16 protein-coding genes are annotated in these 19139 nt (G+C 59.1%); 5 read left to right on the forward strand and 11 right to left on the reverse strand.

What is annotated here, in order from left to right:
• Nucleotides 1-115: 115 nt before the first annotated feature.
• Both F6R97_RS20490 and tadA read left to right on the forward strand, forming a co-directional pair.
• Nucleotides 116-1492 (forward strand): multicopper oxidase family protein, encoded by a 1377-nt coding sequence (locus F6R97_RS20490; protein ID WP_038981775.1) that lies wholly within the window; start codon nucleotides 116-118, stop codon nucleotides 1490-1492.
• Nucleotides 1492-1989, forward strand: a complete 498-nt coding sequence (gene tadA / locus F6R97_RS20495; RefSeq protein ID WP_095631346.1) for a tRNA adenosine(34) deaminase TadA — start codon at nucleotides 1492-1494, stop codon at nucleotides 1987-1989. Before F6R97_RS20490 ends, tadA begins: the two co-directional genes overlap by 1 nt.
• Before the next feature lie 129 nt (nucleotides 1990-2118).
• On the opposite strand, the gene cmoB is transcribed toward tadA, so the two are convergent.
• From cmoB to F6R97_RS20550, 11 genes are all read right to left on the reverse strand, one after another.
• Nucleotides 2119-3075 carry a tRNA 5-methoxyuridine(34)/uridine 5-oxyacetic acid(34) synthase CmoB gene (cmoB, locus tag F6R97_RS20500; protein WP_315866995.1) on the reverse strand — a complete coding sequence of 319 codons (957 nt, stop codon included), beginning with the start codon at nucleotides 3073-3075 and terminating at the stop codon, nucleotides 2119-2121.
• Nucleotides 3072-3851, reverse strand: a complete 780-nt coding sequence (gene cmoA, locus F6R97_RS20505; protein ID WP_315866996.1) for a carboxy-S-adenosyl-L-methionine synthase CmoA — start codon at nucleotides 3849-3851, stop codon at nucleotides 3072-3074. Before cmoA ends, cmoB begins: the two co-directional genes overlap by 4 nt.
• Nucleotides 3852-4023: 172 nt before the next feature.
• Nucleotides 4024-4512: a hypothetical protein gene (locus tag F6R97_RS20510; protein ID WP_315866997.1), complete on the reverse strand. Its 489-nt coding sequence runs from the start codon at nucleotides 4510-4512 to the stop codon at nucleotides 4024-4026.
• Nucleotides 4513-4656: 144 nt separating this feature from the next.
• Entirely contained in the window at nucleotides 4657-5298 is a 642-nt protein-coding gene (locus F6R97_RS20515) for a lysoplasmalogenase (protein WP_315866998.1), read from the reverse strand.
• Nucleotides 5299-5300: 2 nt separating this feature from the next.
• Entirely contained in the window at nucleotides 5301-5693 is a 393-nt protein-coding gene (locus F6R97_RS20520) for a protease inhibitor I42 family protein (RefSeq protein ID WP_038981782.1), read from the reverse strand.
• Between the two features lie 218 nt (nucleotides 5694-5911).
• Nucleotides 5912-8329, reverse strand: coding sequence for an endopeptidase La (gene lon / locus F6R97_RS20525; protein ID WP_038981784.1), 2418 nt, complete (start codon nucleotides 8327-8329; stop codon nucleotides 5912-5914).
• Between the two features lie 320 nt (nucleotides 8330-8649).
• On the reverse strand, nucleotides 8650-9012 hold the full coding sequence (locus F6R97_RS20530; protein ID WP_048395502.1) for a DUF6124 family protein: 363 nt from the start codon (nucleotides 9010-9012) through the stop codon (nucleotides 8650-8652).
• A gap of 423 nt (nucleotides 9013-9435) precedes the next feature.
• Nucleotides 9436-11844, reverse strand: a complete 2409-nt coding sequence (locus F6R97_RS20535; protein ID WP_315866999.1) for a glucose/quinate/shikimate family membrane-bound PQQ-dependent dehydrogenase — start codon at nucleotides 11842-11844, stop codon at nucleotides 9436-9438.
• A 214-nt stretch (nucleotides 11845-12058) separates the two neighbouring features.
• Nucleotides 12059-13441 carry a carbohydrate porin gene (locus F6R97_RS20540; RefSeq protein WP_315867000.1) on the reverse strand — a complete coding sequence of 461 codons (1383 nt, stop codon included), beginning with the start codon at nucleotides 13439-13441 and terminating at the stop codon, nucleotides 12059-12061.
• A gap of 243 nt (nucleotides 13442-13684) precedes the next feature.
• Nucleotides 13685-14923 carry a serine hydroxymethyltransferase gene (glyA, locus tag F6R97_RS20545; RefSeq protein WP_038981791.1) on the reverse strand — a complete coding sequence of 413 codons (1239 nt, stop codon included), beginning with the start codon at nucleotides 14921-14923 and terminating at the stop codon, nucleotides 13685-13687.
• 103 nt (nucleotides 14924-15026) lie between these two features.
• A complete protein-coding gene (locus tag F6R97_RS20550) occupies nucleotides 15027-16232 on the reverse strand; it encodes a benzoate/H(+) symporter BenE family transporter (RefSeq protein WP_038981792.1) in 1206 nt (401 codons plus the stop codon).
• Nucleotides 16233-16581: 349 nt separating this feature from the next.
• Between F6R97_RS20550 and F6R97_RS20555 the strand changes: the two genes are divergently transcribed.
• From F6R97_RS20555 to F6R97_RS20565, 3 genes are all read left to right on the forward strand, one after another.
• The gene (locus F6R97_RS20555) at nucleotides 16582-17970 is read left to right on the forward strand and encodes a PLP-dependent aminotransferase family protein (protein WP_038981794.1); all 1389 of its coding nucleotides are present in this window, start codon (nucleotides 16582-16584) and stop codon (nucleotides 17968-17970) included.
• Between the two features lie 161 nt (nucleotides 17971-18131).
• Nucleotides 18132-18362, forward strand: coding sequence for a VF530 family DNA-binding protein (locus tag F6R97_RS20560; RefSeq protein ID WP_038981795.1), 231 nt, complete (start codon nucleotides 18132-18134; stop codon nucleotides 18360-18362).
• Nucleotides 18363-18364: 2 nt separating this feature from the next.
• A complete protein-coding gene (locus F6R97_RS20565) occupies nucleotides 18365-19036 on the forward strand; it encodes a Pr6Pr family membrane protein (RefSeq protein WP_038981797.1) in 672 nt (223 codons plus the stop codon).
• Nucleotides 19037-19139: the final 103 nt, after the last annotated feature.

Below are 19139 nucleotides of genomic sequence, written 5' to 3' on the forward strand. Positions count from 1 at the left end.
CCACAGCCTGTGACCATCCGCCGCGCTGCCCTTACTGTTTCTCAACCGCAGGTGTATCGTATTCGCCTTTTGCAGGCCCTCGTGCCTGTCGCTGATACGTGAGGTAGTTGAGTTCATGTCCTTTACCCGTCGACAAATACTCGGTGGTCTGGCCGGTCTTGTGGTGGTTGGCGTGGGGGCCGGTGGCGCGTCGCGTTACTGGCTGGGCAAAATGGCCGACGCTGACGCCGGCCACGACTATGAGTTGATCGCCGCACCGCTGGACGTCGAACTGGTGGCCGGGCACAAGACTCAGGCTTGGGCGTTCGGCCCATCGGCGCCGGGCACTGAATTGCGCGTGCGTCAGGGTGAATGGCTGCGGGTGCGCTTCATCAACCACTTGCCGGTGGCGACCACCATTCACTGGCACGGCATCCGCCTGCCGCTGGAAATGGACGGCGTGCCGTATGTCTCGCAATTGCCAGTGCTGCCGGGCGAGTACTTCGACTATAAATTCCGCGTGCCCGATGCCGGCAGCTACTGGTATCACCCGCACGTGAACAGCAGCGAAGAACTGGGTCGCGGATTGGTCGGCCCGTTGATTATCGAAGAGCGCGAGCCCACCGGTTTCAAATACGAAAAGACCTTGAGCCTCAAGAGCTGGCACGTCGATGAAGAGGGTGCTTTCGTAGCGTTCAGCATTCCTCGTGAAGCGGCCCGTGGCGGCACGGCGGGGGGCTTGTCGACCATCAACGGCGTCTCACAAGCGGTGATCGATTTGCCCGCCGGGCAGATCACTCGCGTACGGTTGCTCAACCTCGACAACACGCTGACGTACCGCCTCAACATTCCTGGCGTCGAAGCGCAGATCTACGCGTTGGACGGCAATCCGATTGAACCGCGCCCATTGGGCAAGGAATACTGGCTGGGTCCTGGCATGCGCATTTGCCTGGCGATCAAGGCACCGCCGGCCGGCGAAGAATTATCCCTGCGCAATGGCCCGGTACGCCTGGGCACCTTCCGCTCAGTAGCGAACACCGATGCGCCGACCGAGTGGCCGCCGGCGCTGCCCGCCAACCCGGTGGCCGAGCCGGACCTGGCCAATGCCGAGAAACTCAACTTCAATTTTGAATGGGTAGGCTCGGTGTCGGTCAATGTCGAAAACGGCAAGCCGCCAAGCCTGTGGCAGATCAACGGCAAGGCCTGGGACATCACCGACAAGACCTGCGCCGATCGGCCGATTGCCAAGCTCGAAAAGGGCAAAAGCTATATTTTCGAATTGAAGAACATGACTCAGTATCAACACCCGATCCACCTGCATGGCATGAGCTTTAAGGTCATTGCCTCGAACCGGCACAAGGTCATCCCGTACTTCACCGACACGTATCTGTTGGGCAAGAACGAGCGTGCGCAAGTGGCGCTGGTGGCGGATAACCCTGGGGTCTGGATGTTTCACTGCCATGTGATCGACCACATGGAAACCGGCCTGATGGCCGCCATCGAGGTGGCGTGATGCGTCAGATTCGCCCCGCAGCGATTATCGACCGCAGCCGTGATCGCGACTTCATGCGCGAAGCCCTGGCCCTCGCTGCTCAAGGCGCGGCCCTTGGCGAAGTGCCGGTGGGCGCGGTGCTGGTGCAGGACGGTGAGATCATCGGTCGCGGTTTCAATTGCCCGATCAGCGGCAACGACCCCAGTGCCCACGCCGAGATGGTCGCGATCCGCGCTGCGGCCCAGGCCGCCAGCAACTATCGCCTGCCGGGCAGCACGCTCTACGTGACCCTGGAGCCGTGCAGCATGTGCGCCGGGCTGATCGTGCATTCGCGGATCGCGCGGGTGGTGTATGGCGCGCTGGAGCCCAAGGCCGGAATTGTGCAGAGCCAGGGGCAGTTCTTTACCCAGGGCTTTTTGAATCATCGGGTGTTGTATGAGGGTGGGGTATTGGCGGAGGAGTGTGGCGCGGTGTTGAGCGAGTTTTTCAAGGCTCGCCGAGCAAAACCTTCAGAGTAAACACCGATACCTGTGGGAGCGGGCTTGCCCGCGATAGCGGTGGTTCAGTCGACATCAATGTTTGATTTGCCAACGCCATCGCGGGCAAGCCCGCTCCCACAGGTTTTTCTGGTGTCTGGGAGATTGAGACTACTTGCGGGCGACGATGACGGCACGCATCGGCGCCGGCAGCCCTTCGATCGTTTTGCTGTGATCTTGCGGGTCAAGGAAGTCGCTCAACGACTGATACTTCATCCACTCCGTCCCGCGCTGTTCCTCGACCGTGGTCACGCTCACATCCACGCAACGCACATCGCTGAAGCCGGCGCGGCGCAGCCACAGTTCCAGCGCGGGCACTGATGGCAGGAACCACACGTTACGCATCTGCGCGTAGCGGTCTTCCGGCACCAACACCTGCTGTTGATCGCCTTCGATCACCAGCGTCTCCAGCACCAGTTCTCCGCCCTTGACAAGGCAATCCTTCAACGCCAGCAAATGCTCGATCGGCGAGCGGCGGTGATAGAACACGCCCATGGAGAACACCGTGTCGAAGCCTTCCAGATTGGGAGGGAGATCCTCAAAGGGAAACGGCAAGTGCCAGGCATTGGGCTCGGACAGGTAACGCTGCACGGCCTGGAACTGGCAGAAGAACAGCCAGTTGGGGTCGACGCCGATCACGCTGTCGGCACCGGCACCGAGCATGCGCCACATGTAATAACCGTTGCCGCAGCCGACATCGAGGATGCGTTTGCCTTTCAGGTCCAGGTGCGGAGCCACCCGGGACCACTTCCAGTCCGAACGCCATTCAGTGTCGACATGCACGCCGAACAAGTCGAAGGGCCCTTTGCGCCACGGCGACAAACCCATCAGCGCAGTACGCATTTGCGCACGGGTTTCGTCGTCGCAATCGGTGTCCAGTGTCAGGCCGTTGAGCAAGTCGACTTCGCTCGGCTGAATCTTCGGCAGCGCGTCCAGCGCGCTCTGCCAGCGTTCCAGGTCGCCGTGACCTTTTTCCATTTTCTGGTCGAGTTGTGCTTGCAGGGTATTGGCCCATTCGGCCAGCGGTGTACCGGCCAGACGGCGGGCGAGGGGAGACAGATCAATCATGGCAAGGCAATCAACGAGGCAAAGTTAAGACACTGGAACCACGGCACGACTTTCGAGAACCCGGCGGCCAGCAGGCGCTCGCGGTGTTCTTCGAGGCTGTCGGGCTTCATGACATTTTCGATGGCGCTGCGCTTCTGGGCGATTTCCAGTTCGCTGTAGCCGTTGGCGCGTTTGAAGGCCACGTGCAGGTCAGTGAGCAGCGCGTGTTCATCGGGGTCGTTGAAGCGCAGCTTCTCCGAGAGAATCAGCGCGCCACCGGGCAACAACGATTGGCGGATGCGCGAGAGCAGCGCGGTGCGCTGGTCCGGGGCGATGAATTGCAGGGTGAAGTTCAGCGCCACCACCGAGGCCGGCTGGAAGTTGAGAGCGAGGATGTCGCCTTCGATCACTTCCACCGGCAGCAACTCCTGGAACATTGAGTCCTGGCCGTTGAGGTATTCGCGGCAACGCTCGACCATGGCTGCGGAGTTATCCACAGCGATGACGCGGCAGCCGTCGGTGCGCACGTGACGGCGCAACGCTTGAGTCACGGCGCCCAGGGACGAACCGAGGTCGTAGAGAACGCTGTTGGGCTGGGCGAACTGCGCGGCGAGCACGCCGAGGTTTTCCACGATGGTCGGATAACCCGGCACCGAGCGCTTGATCATGTCCGGGAACACCCGAACCACGTCCTCGTTAAAGGCGAAGTCAGGCACCTGGGTCAAAGGCTGGGCGAAAAGGCGATCGGATTCTTTGCTCACGGCGGTTCCAGCGGCGTAGGTGGAAAAGGCCGGCATTTTAGCCAAATTGACGGGGGGATGCGCGGGTTGTTCGATAAACCGTGACAAAGGTACGTACAAGCCTCTGCCCTGTAAATATTCAGGGCGATTAGCTCGATAGAAAGTTGTGAAGTTCAGATGAATGGCCAAGTCTCACATGAGGCTTGGCCATTCATTGCTCAGCGCTTGATTACATGGCTCGCATCAGTACGATAAAAGTCGATTTGCCCACAACTTTCAGCTCCTCATTACGGTTGTCCACACATTTTAAATCAAAGCGAATTTCATAATGAAGCCTTTCGGGTGTGTTCTGAACAACTTCTACGTTGATAGAGCCGCTTACAGGTTTATATTGAAAGGATGTAGTGAAACCAGGGATTGTTCCTGTTTCAAAATAGTAAGCGCTGTCGAAGGGGAAGTCTTGATCGGTAACCGAATATGTACCGGAGTTGATGTTTTTATCAAATACAAGCACTAGCCCTTTTTTGCTTCTGTGCGAGTAGTCTTGGGTGTTGGCCCGACTGACCAAGGCGATCAAGCTGCTGCTCGGATCGGCCTCAAATTCAACGATTTGGGTGTCGATATCTACGCGATTGGAAACTGTGGCCACAGTTTTCGCGCTGACGGTAATAATTGGTTCTACACCAGCAATAGTATTTTTGCTTTTAAAGAAACTCATGATGTTCTTCCTTGGATAATATTCGTGGTGGGGTGACGCCACTGAAATATTAAGTAGGTGGAAAGAACTCGGCTACTGTCAGATCTGACAGGTTTTTATCACTTTTTGAAATAAATAAGCGATTCTACTGTAATGGTCTTTCGTTTAATTGTTATTTGTTTTACTGGTAAATGCTGATGCGGCGATGCCCCACTGTCCCAGCCAGTAGCTGAGGATGATGATGTAAGGCGCAGCATTGAACGGCGAGACGAAACGGTTGATGCCAATCACACTGTCAGAAAACACAAACGCCACCGCGCCCGCCGCCGCCAGCAACGCCGAGCGTTTGGGTACGTCGGTGCCGAGTCGGGCCAGGGCGCGCCAGAGCATGGCGCTGATGGCCAGCCCGTAGACGATCACCGGGATCAGCAGCGGTCCCAAGCCATTGGAAATCAGAATCCCCAGCAGCACCGCGCCCACGCTCAACGCGAGGATCAACGGCAACAGCGCCAGATGCCGGCAATCGCTCAAATAAGCCTTCAGATATGCCAAATGCGCGACCAGAAACGCACCGAGCCCAAACACAAACAAATCCCCCGGCCATGCCAGCAACACATCGCCGATCAGGGAGAAAATCAAACCCAGGCTGATCCAGCGCCGATAGTCACTGGGCGGCGCGTCGTGCAGCCAGCCGAGCAGGGCCAGCACCGGCATCGGTTTGACCAGCAAGCATAGCAACGCGGCATGCACGCTCAGGCCATACAGAAAGGTCACCGCGCCCATCAGCGCCAGAATCAGCCAACCCACGATCAGTTAACCGCGATGGCGCAGTCGAAGGTTTTTACCGCCGGTACTTCCGGTGCCCACGGCTGTGAATACGTCAGCCGCAAGCGGCCAGTACCGGTGGCAAAGGCTTGGAAGCGCCAGGTCGAAAGGCCGGCACTGCCGACGACACCGGCGTCTTCCGGGTTGCTGTAAACCTCGGGGCTGAGCCCGCGCAACACGCCACCGGCCGAATCCTGAATCGTCCAGCGGTAACCCGTGGTCGGGTTGCTGGGCAGGGTCAGGATCAGGTTTTGCCCGTTATGCAGCTTCGCCGGGCATTCGCTTTGTTTTTCCACGGTCACGTTCTGTTTCGATTGCGTGGCGCAAGCGCTCAGCAGGGCGAGGGCGAGGGGGATCAACAGGCGGGTGGGGGACATAAGATCAGTGGCTCCGGCATTCACGACGAACGGCGAGCATAACTGAAGATGAGACAAAGTGTGACAGCCAGACCGGGATGGTGTCGTCAGTGCCGCCGTCATCGCGGGCAAGCCCGCTCCCACAGGGTTTTGTGGTGAACACAAGATTTGTGAACACCCCGGACCACTGTGGGAGCGGGCTTGCCCGCGATGGCGGCGGTGCAGGCGCTACATGACTATCAGAACAATATCTTCGCCACATCCGCAAAGCGCTTGGCGAAGTGCACGGTAATCCCTTCCTTCAGATAATCCGGCAACTCTTCAAAGCTTCCACGGTTTGGTTCCGGCAGAATCAACTCGAAAATCTTCTGCCGACGCGCCGCGATGACTTTCTCTCGCACCCCGCCAATCGGCAGTACATGCCCGGTCAGCGTCAGTTCACCGGTCATGGCCACGCCTTTTTTCGGCGACTGGTTGCGGGCGAGCGAGAGCAGGGCGCTGGCCATGGTCACGCCGGCGCTCGGGCCGTCTTTCGGCGTGGCGCCTTCCGGTACGTGGAGGTGGACGAAGGCTTCGTCGAAGAACGTCGGATCGCCGCCAAATTGCTTCAGATTGGAGCTGACGTAGCTGTAGGCAATTTCTGCCGACTCCTTCATCACTTCTCCCAATTGCCCGGTGAGTTTGAAGCCACGGTTGAGGGTGTGAATACGGGTTGCTTCGATCGGCAGGGTCGCGCCGCCCATGCTGGTCCAGGCCAGCCCGGTGATCACACCGATGCCGGACAATACTTGCTCATTGCGGAATACCGGTCGGCCGAGTGAGGCTTCCAGGTCTTTCGGGCCGAGTTTGATTACTGCTTTCGGCTCGTCAAGCAGCTTCATCACGGCCTTGCGCACCAGTTTGCCGAGGTTTTTTTCCAGCTGCCGCACCCCGGCTTCACGGGCGTAGCCGTCGATCAAGGCTTTCAATGCGTTGTCGCTGATGCTCAGGCTGCCCTTGGACACGCCAGCTTTCTCAAGCTGCTTCGGCCACAGGTGACGCTTGGCGATCGCGACTTTCTCTTCGGTGATATAGCCCGACAGACGAATCACTTCCATCCGGTCCAGCAACGGGCCGGGAATCGAATCCAGGGTGTTGGCGGTGCAGACGAACAGCACTTTCGACAGGTCCAGACGCAAATCCAGGTAATGGTCGAGGAATTCGACGTTCTGTTCCGGGTCGAGGGTTTCCAGCAGCGCCGAGGCGGGGTCGCCCTGGTAGCTCTGGCCCATTTTGTCGATCTCGTCGAGCATGATCACCGGGTTCATCACTTCGACGTCTTTCAACGCGTGGACGAGTTTGCCCGGTTGCGCGCCGATGTAAGTGCGGCGATGGCCCTTGATCTCGGCTTCGTCGCGCATGCCGCCGACGCTGAAGCGATAGAACGGCCGGCCCAGGGTTTCGGCGATGGATTTACCGACACTGGTCTTGCCCACGCCCGGCGGGCCTACCAGCAACACGATGGAGCCGCTGATCTCGCCTTTATAAGCGCCGACCGCGAGGAATTCGAGGATGCGGTCCTTGATGTCATCGAGGCCGGCATGGTGTTTGTCCAGCACCTTGCGCGCGTGTTTGAGGTCGAGTTTGTCCTCGCCATACACGCCCCACGGTACCGAAGTCGCCCAGTCGAGGTAGTTGCGGGTCACCGCGTATTCCGGTGAGCCGGTCTCGAGGATCGACAGCTTGTTCATTTCCTCTTCGATGCGTTTCTGCGCCTGAGGCGGCAACACCTTGCCCGTCAGACGTTGCTCGAACTGCTCGATGTCGGCGCTGCGGTCATCCTTGGTCAGGCCCAGCTCTTGCTGGATGACCTTGAGCTGTTCCTTGAGGAAGAACTCGCGCTGATGCTCGCCGATCTTGCGGTTAACTTCGGCGGAGATTTCTTTCTGCAGGCGCGCGACTTCGACTTCCTTGCGCAGCATCGGCAGGACTTTTTCCATGCGTTTGAGCATCGGCACGCAGTCGAGCACTTCTTGCAGCTCACTGCCCGTGGCCGAGGTCAGCGCGGCGGCGAAGTCGGTCAGCGGCGACGGGTCGTTGGGGCTGAAGCGGTTGAGGTAGTTCTTCAGCTCTTCGCTGTACAGGGGGTTGAGCGGCAGCAGTTCCTTGATCGCATTGATCAGCGCCATGCCGTAGGCCTTGACCTCGTCGGTCGGCTCGGTGGGCTGGTGCGGGTATTCGACTTCCACCAGATACGGCGGGCGATGGTGTTTGAGCCAGGTTTTGATACGCACCCGGGTCAGGCCCTGGGCGACGAATTGCAGTTTGCCGTTTTCGCGACTGGCGTGGTGGACTTTGACCAGGGTGCCGTATTCCGGCAGGGCTTTGGTATCGAAGTGGCGCGGGTCTTCCTGGGGAGCGTCCATGAAGAACAGGGCCAGGGAGTGATGATCGGATTGGCTGACCAGTTCGAGGGTTTCGGCCCACGGCTCTTCGTTGACGATCACCGGCAGTACTTGCGCCGGGAAGAAGGGCCGGTTGTGGATCGGGATGATGTAGACCTTGTCCGGCAGGTTCTGGCCAGGCAGGGCGAGGCCTTTGCCGGTGGAGTGGTGTTCGACGTTGTCTGTTTCGGCGTATTCGCTCGTGTCTTCGGGGAATTCTTGCTGGTCGGTCATGGGGCACCTGCGCAATAGGGTATGGGTCTTAGATGGGGCAGGTGGGGGGTGGTTTCAATGGGCCTGGATATTTCAGCTTGTGTGTTCAGGGTTTTGACAGGTCTTGGCGGCCTGACAGCCGACCAATCTCTTTCAGACATACGCCGACCCACTTGTAGGAGCGAGGCTTGCCCGCGAAGGCGGCCTGATAGCCGACCAATCTCTTGCAGATGTACCCGGTTCAACTGTGGGAGCGAGCCTGCTCGCGATGGCGGCGTGTCAGGCGACATCAATGTTGAATGTCAGGCCGTCTTCGCGGGCAAGCCTCGCTCCTACAGGGACTAGCTGTGTGGCGCAGTTTTTGGGATGGCAACGTTATCCAGCATCCGGTTCACCGCCAGTTCGGCCAGCATGACGATCTGTTGAATCGCCATCGCCGTGTGCCGGTGCGGCCCTTCCAGATACCCTGCAAAATCACTCGCCATCACACTGGCCTGGGCCAACGATTCACAGGTGTGGGCCAGCAGGTCTTCGTCTTTGATATCCGGCGCGATCATATACATCGTGCTCGGCTTGCGGGCCACGGGGGCTTTGAGGGCGGATGGGTTGAGGTAGTGATCGAGCGCGCGGTTAGCGGCTTCGTGGAATTTCTTTGAATCGTTGGATTCGTAGGGCGAAACGTTGTCGGTTTCTGGTGTAGACATGGCGATGCTCCAAATAGGAAATGGAAAAGCACCAAGTAAAAATTCAGGCCGCGACGCCCGATCGCTGATTTGCAGCAACTCCCAAAGCCTATCCACCCCACTTCCGAGCGACAACCGTCAAAACATGTCGGAAAGTTCTCAAAAATTCACCACGTCTGTAGGACATGCGCCGATATTTCTGACGACCACAATCAACTGTAGGAGCGAGGCTTGCCCGCGAAGGCGGTGTGTCAGTCGATATCCATGTTGAATGTGAGAAATCCTTCGCGGGCAAGCCTCGCTCCTACAGGGATTTTGGATATGGCGGGGATTGCACGCTGTCTAGTCCTGAAACAGGTGTAAACCTTATTCAGGACGGGACACGCCCACAAAAAAAGGCGACCCCCTCTCAGGAGTCGCCTTTCGTTTTACTGCCGCTACCGCTTATTCCGACAGTTTGTACGCAATCACATAGTCACCTTGCTTGGTGCCCAGCGATCCGTGACCACCCGCAACAACGAGCACGTATTGCTTGCCGTCTTTGCCGGTGTAGGTCATCGGTGTGGTTTGCGCGCCGGCTGGCAGGCGACCTTCCCACAGTTGCTTGCCGTTTTTCACGTCGTAGGCGCGCAGGTACTGGTCGAGGGTGCCGCTCAGGAAGGCCACGCCACTGGCAGTGGTGAAGGCCCCGCCCAGGCTCGGTACGCCCATGCTCAGAGGGATCGGAACCGGCGCGCTGTCGCGCACGGTGCCGTTCTTGTGCATCCAGATGGTTTTGTTGGTGGTCAAATCGACCGCCGCGACGTAACCCCAGGCTGGTGCCTGGCACGGCAGGCCCATTGGCGACAGCAGGGCTTCGAGGATCACGCCGTATGGCGCGCCTTTGTTGGGTTGCACGCCTTCGGTTTCGCTCACGCGTGGGCCTTGTTTGGCGATTTCGGCGGCCGGGATCAGTTTCGATTTGAACGCCATGTAGCTCGGGTTCACGAACGCAATCTGACGCACCGGGTCAACCGAGATACCGCCCCAGTCGAACACGCCGAAGTTACCGGGATAAACGAGCGAGCCTTGCAGCGACGGCGGGGTGAACATGCCGTCGTAACGCAGGGATTTGAAGTCGATCCGGCAGAGCATCTGATCGAACGGGGTCACGCCCCACATGTCGCGTTCCTTGAGGGTCGGCGGCACGAAGTTCAGGTCGGACATCGGTTGGGTCGGCGAAGTGTGGTCGCCTTCCACTGCGCCTTGCGGCACCGGGATTTCCTTGATCGGCACGATCGGCTGACCATTGCTGCGGTCCAGTACGTAGATGCTGCCTTGCTTGGTGGACGCGAGCACCGCCGGTTTCACACCGTCTGGGGTTTTCAGGTCCATCAGGGTTGGCTGGCCACCGACGTCCATGTCCCACAGGTCATGGTGGGTGAACTGGAAGTGCCAGCGCACCTTGCCGGTGGCGATGTCCAGCGCGGTCAGGCCGGCGGCGTGCAGTTCCGATTCAGGGGTGCGCGCGCCACCGAACTGGTCCGGGGTCTGGTTGCCCATCGGCAGGTAAATCATGCCGAGTTTTTCGTCGACGCTGAAGATGGACCACATGTTCGGCGAGTTGCGGGTGTAGACCTTGCCTTCGGCAATCGGCGTGGTGTCGTCCGGGTTGCCGCTGTCCCAGTTCCATACCAGTTTGCCGGTGTGCACGTCGAACGCACGGATGACACCGCTTGGCTCGTCGATGGAAACGTTGTCGGTGACGTGGCCGCCAATCACCACCAGGTCTTTGGTGACCGCCGGTGGCGAAGTGGAGTAATAACCGCCGGCGGTGAATTCACCGATGTTAGTCGTCAGGTCAACCTGGCCACCGTTGCCGAAGTCTTCGCACATTTTGCCGGTGTCGGCGTTCAGGGCGATCAGACGAGTGTCGGCGGTCGGCAGGAAGATCCGGCGCGGGCAGACGCTGGCCACTGGCGCATTGGCCGTGCCGGTCGGGCTCTGCTCGGACGCGTAGGCGGCGTCATCGTGATAGGTCACGCCACGGCAGGTCATGTGTGCCCAACCCTTGAAGTTCGCCGCGTTTTGCGTGGAGAGCTTCGGATCGAAACGCCAGAGTTCCTTGCCGGTGTCCGGGTCCAGCGCGATCACCTGGCTGTGCGGCGTGCAGACATAAAGCATGCCGTTGGCTTTGAGCGGGGTGTTTTCGGCGGTGGTTTCGCCCGGGTCGTTCGGGCCAGGCAGGTCGCCGGTGCGGTAGGTCCAGGCGGGCACCAGTTTGCTGACGTTCTGCGGCGTGATCTGCGCCAGTGGCGAGTAGCGATCGCCATGGGCGCTGCGGCCGTAGGAGTTCCAGTCGCCATCGGGCATGGCCGGGGCAGTGTTGGTCATGCCAGGCACGGTGTCGCGATCCAGTTCGCCTTTGATTTCACCGGGGTTGGTGAACAGGCTGGCCAGCGCGGCGATACCGGCGATGACCACGGCAGCGCTCAGCACGCCGGTGCCGACCGGGTTGAATTCGCCGGTACGCAATGGGCGACGAAACCATGGAAGCAGCATGACGATACCGAGGGCAAAGAGCAGCGCCAGACGTGGCACCAGTTGCCACCAGTCCAGACCGACTTCCCACAGTGCCCAGACGGTACTGGCAAACAGCACCACCGCGTACAGGCTCAGCGCCGCATAACGGTCGGCCAGCAGCAGCCCCCCAGTCAGCATCAGGCCGATGCCGGCCAGCAGGTAATACAGCGAGCCGCCGAGCATGCTCAGCTTGATCCCCCCGGCCAGCAAGGCCAGGCCCATTAGTAGAAGCACGATACCGAGCAGGCTCGGTAGCAGACGGCTTCGACTGAAAGCACCATCAGCGCTCATAGTGTGGTTCTCCGTGACGTTTTAAGTAGTCCCGCGCAAGTTCACTGTAGATGACGATCCTGTGCGGGCAGGGTTCAGTTAAGAAAGGTGTGCGGTTAATGCAATCCCTGTGGGAGCTGGCTTGCCTGCGATGACGGTGTGTCAGTTGGCAAAGGTGTCGGCTGACACACCGCCATCGCAGGCAAGCCAGCTCCCACAGGTCTTGTGGTTTTAATTAGAAAGACGACTGGATCTTGATTCCGCCAATCAGCGCGTCATCGACCTTGTCCACGCCACCGGGGTGGCGGATGTATTGCAGGTTCGGGCGCACGGTCAGCCAGTTGGTGACGTGCACGCCGTAATAGAGTTCGGCGCTGTATTCGGTGTCTTGCGGCGGCAGGAACGATGGGTCGTCGTAGTCGAAGACTTCACGGGCCTGATTGGTGGCCTCGGCGTTCTTGCGGTAGGCCGGATTGACGTGCACACGGGCCAGGGCAAAACCGATATCGTCTCTGGCGCGAGCATCGAACAAGCCTTTGTAGACGACGCCGGCCTGGACATAGTTGTCGATGGCGTTGGTCTTTTTGTCGTGCATCGTGCCGTTAGCGAACACACTCAACCCGCGTGAGTTGTCACTGGCGCGGCTGGTCAACTGCTGCTGAATACCGAGCCACACGCCGTGCTTGCTCGATGCGCTGCGGTAAGCCTCGCCACTCAGGGCTGCCGGCTGACCATGGCTGTCCTTGTAGACATCGGTGGCCTTGGCATTGCTGTAGTAATAACCGGCACGGTATTCACCCGGCAGGCTATTGAGTTTTGGACTCCAGACCAGTTCCACCGGCAGGATCGCGCCCTGAGTGCCGCTGCCGCTGAGTTTGAAGCCGTTGTCGCGATCCAGATTGGACGGGTTTTGCTCGTAAGCGCCGACTTGCGCGTACAGTTCCGGCGTCAGGTGATATTTGACGCGCATCGCCCACTGGCTGACCGGCCAGTTGTACCAGATGTCGCCCACCCAGTTGCCGACCTGGGAGCCGCAGAACGCCAGGTTCTGGAAGTCGCAGGGGAAGCTGTTGAAGTCTTCGCCCTCGCCGAAGCGGCCGACTTTGATATCGAGCTTCTGATCGAAAAATTTCTGCTGATACCACATCTGCGTCAGGCGCCAGGTCTGGCCACGGCCCCAGACTTCCTGAGCCGAGGTGAAACCGCCGACCCGCGGATCGTTGATCCGGTCGTTGCTGATGTTGTTGCCGTTGCGCTCGGTGATGGTCAGCTGAAATTCAGCGTCGTCCCAGCCAAGAATCTTCTGCAAGTCCAGGTGGGTGCCAAAGCCGAACTGGTCGCTGTAGCGAGCAGTGCGGTCATGGTCGTAGCCGCCGTGCAGGTTGCTGCCCATTTCACCGGTGTAATCGACCTTGAAGTCGTAGCCTTTTTCCGAAAGTTCGGTGCGCGTGCCGTTCCAGTCGCCCAGCATCCACGGCGAATCGCTATCGAAGGCCGGTGCAGCCTGGGTGCAGGTGGCGAGGCTCAACGCAGTGAAACCGCCGATCAGGTTCAGGGCTTTTCGACTGGCCACAGGGAGTAAGACAGCGCTGTCTCGCGGAGTATGAAAATCAGGCATAGAGAAGAAGTTCTTGGTCTTTTTTCTTAAAGGGGGGGGGCTGAACACTGCGGGATGAAGCAGAGGAGAAGCGTTTCAGCAGGACGGGCGTAAGGATAATGTCCTGTAACACATAGAGAAAGGGCTTTTATTGACATGGATCATTTCGGATTTGGTAACAGTCGGCTGCGACCTGTCGCCGCAGTATCTGGCCGTGCAAAAAAAGGGCGGACTAAAGCGTCCGCCCCGCCTGTTTCAGTGCCGTCAAGTCAATAGATAGACCGGAAAGCATTCACACAAATGCATCACCCGTCGGCGGACTTTTTCCAGCAGTACCGCATTGGTCGGTTGCTCAAGCAGATCGGCAATCAGGTTGGCCACTTCGGCGCATTCGGCTTCACCGAAGCCCCGTGTGGTCAGGGCAGGTGTGCCAATGCGAATGCCGCTGGTGATCGCAGGTTTTTGCGGATCGTCGGGAATCGCGTTCTTGTTCAAGGTGATGTGGGCACTTTCCAACAACGCCTCGGCCTCTTTGCCGGTGATGTTCTTCGCGCGCAGATCGAGCAGGAACATGTGGCAGTCGGTGCCCCCTGACACCACCCGCAGGCCTCGCCGCGTAAGGATGTCCGCCATGATCCTGGCATTGTCGATGACGCGTTGCTGATAGTGCTTGAACTCATCACCGAGGGCTTCGTTGAACGCCACGGCCTTGGCGGCGATGACGTGCATCAGAGGCCCGCCCTGATAAACCGGGAATATCGTCTTGTCGAGCAGCGCCGCGTATTCGCGTTTGGCCAAAATCAGGCCACCCCGAGGCCCGCGCAGGGTTTTGTGCGTGGTCGAAGTGACGAAGTCGGCGATGCCAACCGGCGAGGGGTACAGGCCGGCTGCGACTAGCCCGGCGTAGTGCGCCATGTCGACCATCAGGTAGGCCCCGATTTCATCGCAGATGTTGCGAAAACGCTGGAAGTCGATGGTCCTGGAATACGCCGAGGCACCCGCAATGATCATCTTCGGTCGGTGTTCCCGGGCCAGGGCTTCCATCTGGGCGTAGTCGAGGGTTTCGCTGGATTTTTCCAGACCGTAAGTGTGCGCGGTGTAGAACTTGCCGGAGAAGTTCACCGAGGCGCCATGGGTCAGGTGCCCGCCATGGGCCAGGGACATGCCCAAGAGGGTGTCACCGGGGTTGAGCACCGCAAGAAACACCGCCTGATTGGCTTGCGAGCCAGAGTGCGGCTGGACGTTGGCGTAGTCGCATCCAAACAGTTTGCAGGCGCGTTCGATGGCGAGGCTTTCAATTTCGTCGACCACTTTACAACCACCGTAATAGCGCTTGCCCGGGTAGCCTTCGGCGTACTTGTTGGTCAGCACCGAACCCTGGGCTTCCAGCACTTCTTCGCTGACGTAGTTTTCCGAAGCGATCAGCTCCAGATGGGTTTCCTGACGGTTGCGTTCACTGCTGATCAGGCGGGCGATGACAGGGTCGAAATTGTGCAGGCTCATGGAGTCATTCCTTGGATAAGTGCTTCGGCCACGCAGGCTGGCGCGAGATGCGGTGATGCGTGTGACAGTCCGCCGCCGACCACAATGGAGTCGTAACGAACGATCATGGTCGACTGCCCTCGGTGACGGCGGTGGCTTTGCTTTGCCTGGTATAGGTCAGTACGAAATGCGCCACGAGTCCGAAGATCAGCCCCCAGAATGCAGCGGCCAGCCCCAGGAAACTCATGCCCGAGGCGGTGACCAGGAAGGTGATCAGCGCCGCTTCACGTTGCTTCTCGTCAGCCATGGCGCCGGTCAGCCCGGCGCTGATCGCCCCGAATAGGGCCAGGCCGGCGAGGGAGGCAATCAGCTCTTTGGGCAAGGCAGAAAACACCGAGGCCAAGGTCGCGCCGAAGGTGCCCATCAGAATGTAGAACACCGCGCAGGCGATCCCGGCGATGTAACGCTTGTCGCGATCTTCATGGGCTTCGCGGCCGGTGCAGATCGCGGCGGTGATGGCCGCGAGATTGAGACCATGGGAGCCGAATGGCGCCATCAAGATTGAACCGATGGCCGTGACCGAAATAATCGAGCGCGCCGGGGTGTTGTAGCCCGAGGTGCGCATCACCGCCATGCCCGGCACGTATTGCCCGGTCAGGGTGACCAGGGCCAGCGGCAGGCCGATATTGATGATCGCGTGCCAACTCCACTCAGGGGCAATGAAAATCGGGTGTGCGACATCGATGCTGATTGATCCGCTGTTGAGTTCACCGAACGAGGCCGCCACGGCGCAGCCGACAATCAATACCGACAGAATGGCGTAGCGCGGTGAAAAGCGTTTGAAGATCAGGTACGCCGCGATCATCGACAGCACCAGCGCCGGCTGCAGCTTGATCGAGGTGAAGAGTTCGGCGCCGAAACGAAACAGGATGCCGGCGAGCATGGCGGCGGCGATGGCTTTGGGCAGGCGGCTCATCAGTTTATCGAACGCGCCGGACAGGCCGATCACCGCGATAATCACCGAAGCCACCACATAGGCACCGATGGCTTGGGGCAGGGAGACCGTGGGCAACATCGACACCAGCAACGCTGCGCCCGGTGTCGACCAAGCCGTAATCACCGGAACCCGCAGACGCCAGCTCAACAACAGGCCGGTCACGCCGCTGCCGATGGAAATGGCCCAGATCCAGGACGACACTTGATCATCGGGCAGGTGCGCTTCCCGAGCCGCCTGAAACACGATGATCAGCGGGCCGGCATAGGAAATGATCACGGCAATGAGGCCTGCGATGATCGCTGATAGGGATAGATCCTTTCTGAGTGTGTCCATGATGTCTCGACTTGGCGTGGCTGGCACGTGGTGATTCAGGCGTGGGATTGAGTCGATTGATTCGATTCGAGATGAGTGTATTTGAATGAATTGAGTTGATTCAATAGCGCGAGAGGTTGTGAGGAAATGTTTTTTTGCTGGTCGTGTTTATAACATCAGCTTTTTTAAGCTAACTATTTGTCTGTTAAGGAAATAATATTCGTGTGAAAAATTTTGTCCAAAAAGTGTTGCTCGATTCAATCGTCGCATCAATCGACTCAATTCGTCGATTGGGTCGATTTATAAGTTGCCTAACTTCCCTGTGATATGCTCGGATATTCATCATTTCTACGATGGGCAGCGATCATTCATGTGGGTTCCTCAGCTAAACGAGTTCGGCCAGCCGATGTATTTGTCGATTGCCGACGCGTTGGCGCGCGATATCAGCAATGGCGTGTTGAACGAAGGTGATCGTCTGCCGACCTTGCGGGAACTGGCCACCACGCTGAATGTCACGCCGGGTACCATCAGCCGGGCCTATAGTGAAGCCCAACGGCGGCGTCTGGTGCAGGGGGAAGTGGGGCGTGGCACTTATGTGCTCAACCAGAAGCAACTGGAGTTGCCGGCCAGCAACAATGCCGCCCCGCTGAATCTGGGGCAGTCCGAATTATTGGATCTTTCGATCATCAAGCCTTACAGCGAAACCCTGGAATACTGGTTGCGCGACGCATTGGTGGGCATGGCCAAGAGCACGGATTTTGCCCGTGCCCTCGATTACGCCCCCGATGGCGGGCATCCGGCTCATCGCGAGGCGGGTGCGCAATGGCTGCGCCATTCATTGCCCGATGCGCAATGGCAGCAAGTGGTGATCACCGCAGGCGCGCAGCATGGTTTGATGGTCGCGATGAGTGCGTTGACCAATGCCGGTGATCTGGTGCTCTGCGAGGCGCTTTGTTACCCCGGCATCATTTCCCTGGCCCATGGTCTGGAACGACGTCTGCGTGGCGTGCCAATGGACGATGAAGGCATCATTCCCGAAGCGCTGCGCGAACTGTGCCAACGTGAGAAACCGGCGATGCTGGTCTGTGTGGCGACCTGCCAGAACCCGACGGCCGCGATCATGTCGCAAAAGCGTCGGGCGCAAATCGCGGCGTTGGCCGAGGAGTTCGACTTCATCATCCTGGACGATGACATCTACGGTTTTCTGGCCACCGACCCATCGATCAAACCGCTGTCGGCGTTCGCGCCGGATCGTTCGGTGTACCTCACCAGCCTGTCGAAGTCGATCATGCCGGCCTTGCGGATCGGCTATCTCTATAGCCCGCCGAAACTGTTGTCGCGCCTGACCTCGATGGTGCGCAGCAGCGTCTGGATGCCGTCGCCGTTGACCGCCCAGTTGGCCAGCAACGTGATCACCGAGGGGTTGGATAAAAAGCTGATCCGTATTCAGCGCAACGAAGCCGCCGGGCGGCAGGCGATCGCTCAGGAAATATTCGCCAATTTCGAACTCAAGACTCAGCCGTACTCCTACCACATCTGGTTGACGCTGCCCGAGCCTTGGACCAGCGATGAATTCACCATGCTGGCCCGTGCCAATGGCGTGTTGGTCCTCAGTGGTACCCAGTTCCAGGCCGAACGTAGCGCAATGACCCGCTGCGTGCGTTTGGTATTGATGTCGCCCACCAGTCAGGACGAATTAAGATTTGCCCTGACCAAGCTGGCCAGCCTGATCGATTCGGACCCGCGACGTTACTACTGAGTCGACGGCGCTATCGCCTGACGTTTGTCCTCAGAGGCTGTCCAACTCGCCTACAGTTAATTCAGCCTATGACGAATGCCCTTGTCCGGGGCCCTTCCACTGCACGAAGGCCTCCGCTAAGGTGCGCGGCTTCCAATCCTTTCATCGCTCGAAGGCCCGGCATGACCGAACAGAACCCCAACCCGCTGCATGGCGTGACGCTGGAACAGATCCTCAACGCCCTGGTTGAACACTACGAATGGTCGGGGCTGGCCGAGCGTATCGACATCCGCTGCTTCAAGAGTGACCCGAGCATCAAGTCGAGCCTGACATTCCTGCGTAAAACCCCATGGGCGCGGGAGAAGGTCGAACGCCTGTATGTGAAGCTGATGCGCACCAAGCGCCCGGTCTGAGCATGGTCATACCCTCGACGCCAGGTTCTGCCGCGAGGCGTCGTTGTGTTGCCGTGGCTGCGGTTTTGGGCTGGACGGGCTTAACCATTCAGCTGTACCTGATTCTTTACTTACGCTGGACTGTCGCGGCCAGTCTGCTGGGCGGGCTGGTGAGTTTTTTCAGTTTTTTCACTGTGCTGACCAATACGCTGGTGGCGGTGGTGCTGACCTGCGAACTGACGTCCCGAGAGTCGGCGGCGCGGCGCTGGTTTTTGCAGCCATGGGTGAGCAGTGGGATTGCGGTGAGCATCGCTGTGGTCGGTGTGGCGTACAGCCTGCTGTTGCGCCATTTGTGGCATCCCGAAGGCTGGCAATGGCTGGCTGATGAGCTGATGCATGACGTCATGCCATTGTTGTTTCTGGCTTATTGGTGGTGCTGCGTGCCCAAAGGTACGTTGCGCCTGCGGCATATTGCGTTGTGGGTGATCTACCCGCTGGGGTACTTCGGCTATGCGTTATGGCGCGGGCATCTGCTGGCGGTTTATCCCTATCCGTTCATTGATGTCGACAAGCTGGGTTATCCACAGGTGTTCATCAATGCCGGCGGGTTATTGGTGGGGTTTGTGGTGATTGCGCTGCTGGTGATTGGACTGGATCGGTGGAAGGGGCGACTTGGCACAGGCTTGGACCGGTAGCGAGTCTGAAATAGCTTTCGCGAGCAAGCCCGCTCCCACATTTGATCTCCGGTGGACACATTTTTTGTGTGCAACTCGATTCAGTGTGGGAGCGGGCTTGCTC

Origin of the sequence: Pseudomonas sp. JV414, assembly GCF_032424305.1 — a bacterium.
Taxonomy (GTDB): domain Bacteria; phylum Pseudomonadota; class Gammaproteobacteria; order Pseudomonadales; family Pseudomonadaceae; genus Aquipseudomonas; species Aquipseudomonas lini.

Bases quoted from the DNA above. Each gene is read 5' to 3' on its own strand.
- F6R97_RS20560 (WP_038981795.1), top strand. From the start codon at position 18,132: ATGACCGAACAGAACCCCAACCCGCTGCATGGCGTGACGCTGGAACAG.
- F6R97_RS20490 (WP_038981775.1), top strand. From the start codon at position 116: ATGTCCTTTACCCGTCGACAAATACTCGGTGGTCTGGCCGGTCTTGTG.
- F6R97_RS20510 (WP_315866997.1), bottom strand. From the start codon at position 4,512: ATGAGTTTCTTTAAAAGCAAAAATACTATTGCTGGTGTAGAACCAATT.
- F6R97_RS20540 (WP_315867000.1), bottom strand. From the start codon at position 13,441: ATGCCTGATTTTCATACTCCGCGAGACAGCGCTGTCTTACTCCCTGTG.
- F6R97_RS20520 (WP_038981782.1), bottom strand. From the start codon at position 5,693: ATGTCCCCCACCCGCCTGTTGATCCCCCTCGCCCTCGCCCTGCTGAGC.
- cmoB (WP_315866995.1), bottom strand. From the start codon at position 3,075: ATGATTGATCTGTCTCCCCTCGCCCGCCGTCTGGCCGGTACACCGCTG.
- F6R97_RS20535 (WP_315866999.1), bottom strand. From the start codon at position 11,844: ATGAGCGCTGATGGTGCTTTCAGTCGAAGCCGTCTGCTACCGAGCCTG.
- F6R97_RS20565 (WP_038981797.1), top strand. From the start codon at position 18,365: ATGGTCATACCCTCGACGCCAGGTTCTGCCGCGAGGCGTCGTTGTGTT.
- F6R97_RS20555 (WP_038981794.1), top strand. From the start codon at position 16,582: ATGTGGGTTCCTCAGCTAAACGAGTTCGGCCAGCCGATGTATTTGTCG.
- cmoA (WP_315866996.1), bottom strand. From the start codon at position 3,851: ATGCCGGCCTTTTCCACCTACGCCGCTGGAACCGCCGTGAGCAAAGAA.
- lon (WP_038981784.1), bottom strand. From the start codon at position 8,329: ATGACCGACCAGCAAGAATTCCCCGAAGACACGAGCGAATACGCCGAA.
- F6R97_RS20550 (WP_038981792.1), bottom strand. From the start codon at position 16,232: ATGGACACACTCAGAAAGGATCTATCCCTATCAGCGATCATCGCAGGC.
- tadA (WP_095631346.1), top strand. From the start codon at position 1,492: ATGCGTCAGATTCGCCCCGCAGCGATTATCGACCGCAGCCGTGATCGC.
- glyA (WP_038981791.1), bottom strand. From the start codon at position 14,923: ATGAGCCTGCACAATTTCGACCCTGTCATCGCCCGCCTGATCAGCAGT.
- F6R97_RS20530 (WP_048395502.1), bottom strand. From the start codon at position 9,012: ATGTCTACACCAGAAACCGACAACGTTTCGCCCTACGAATCCAACGAT.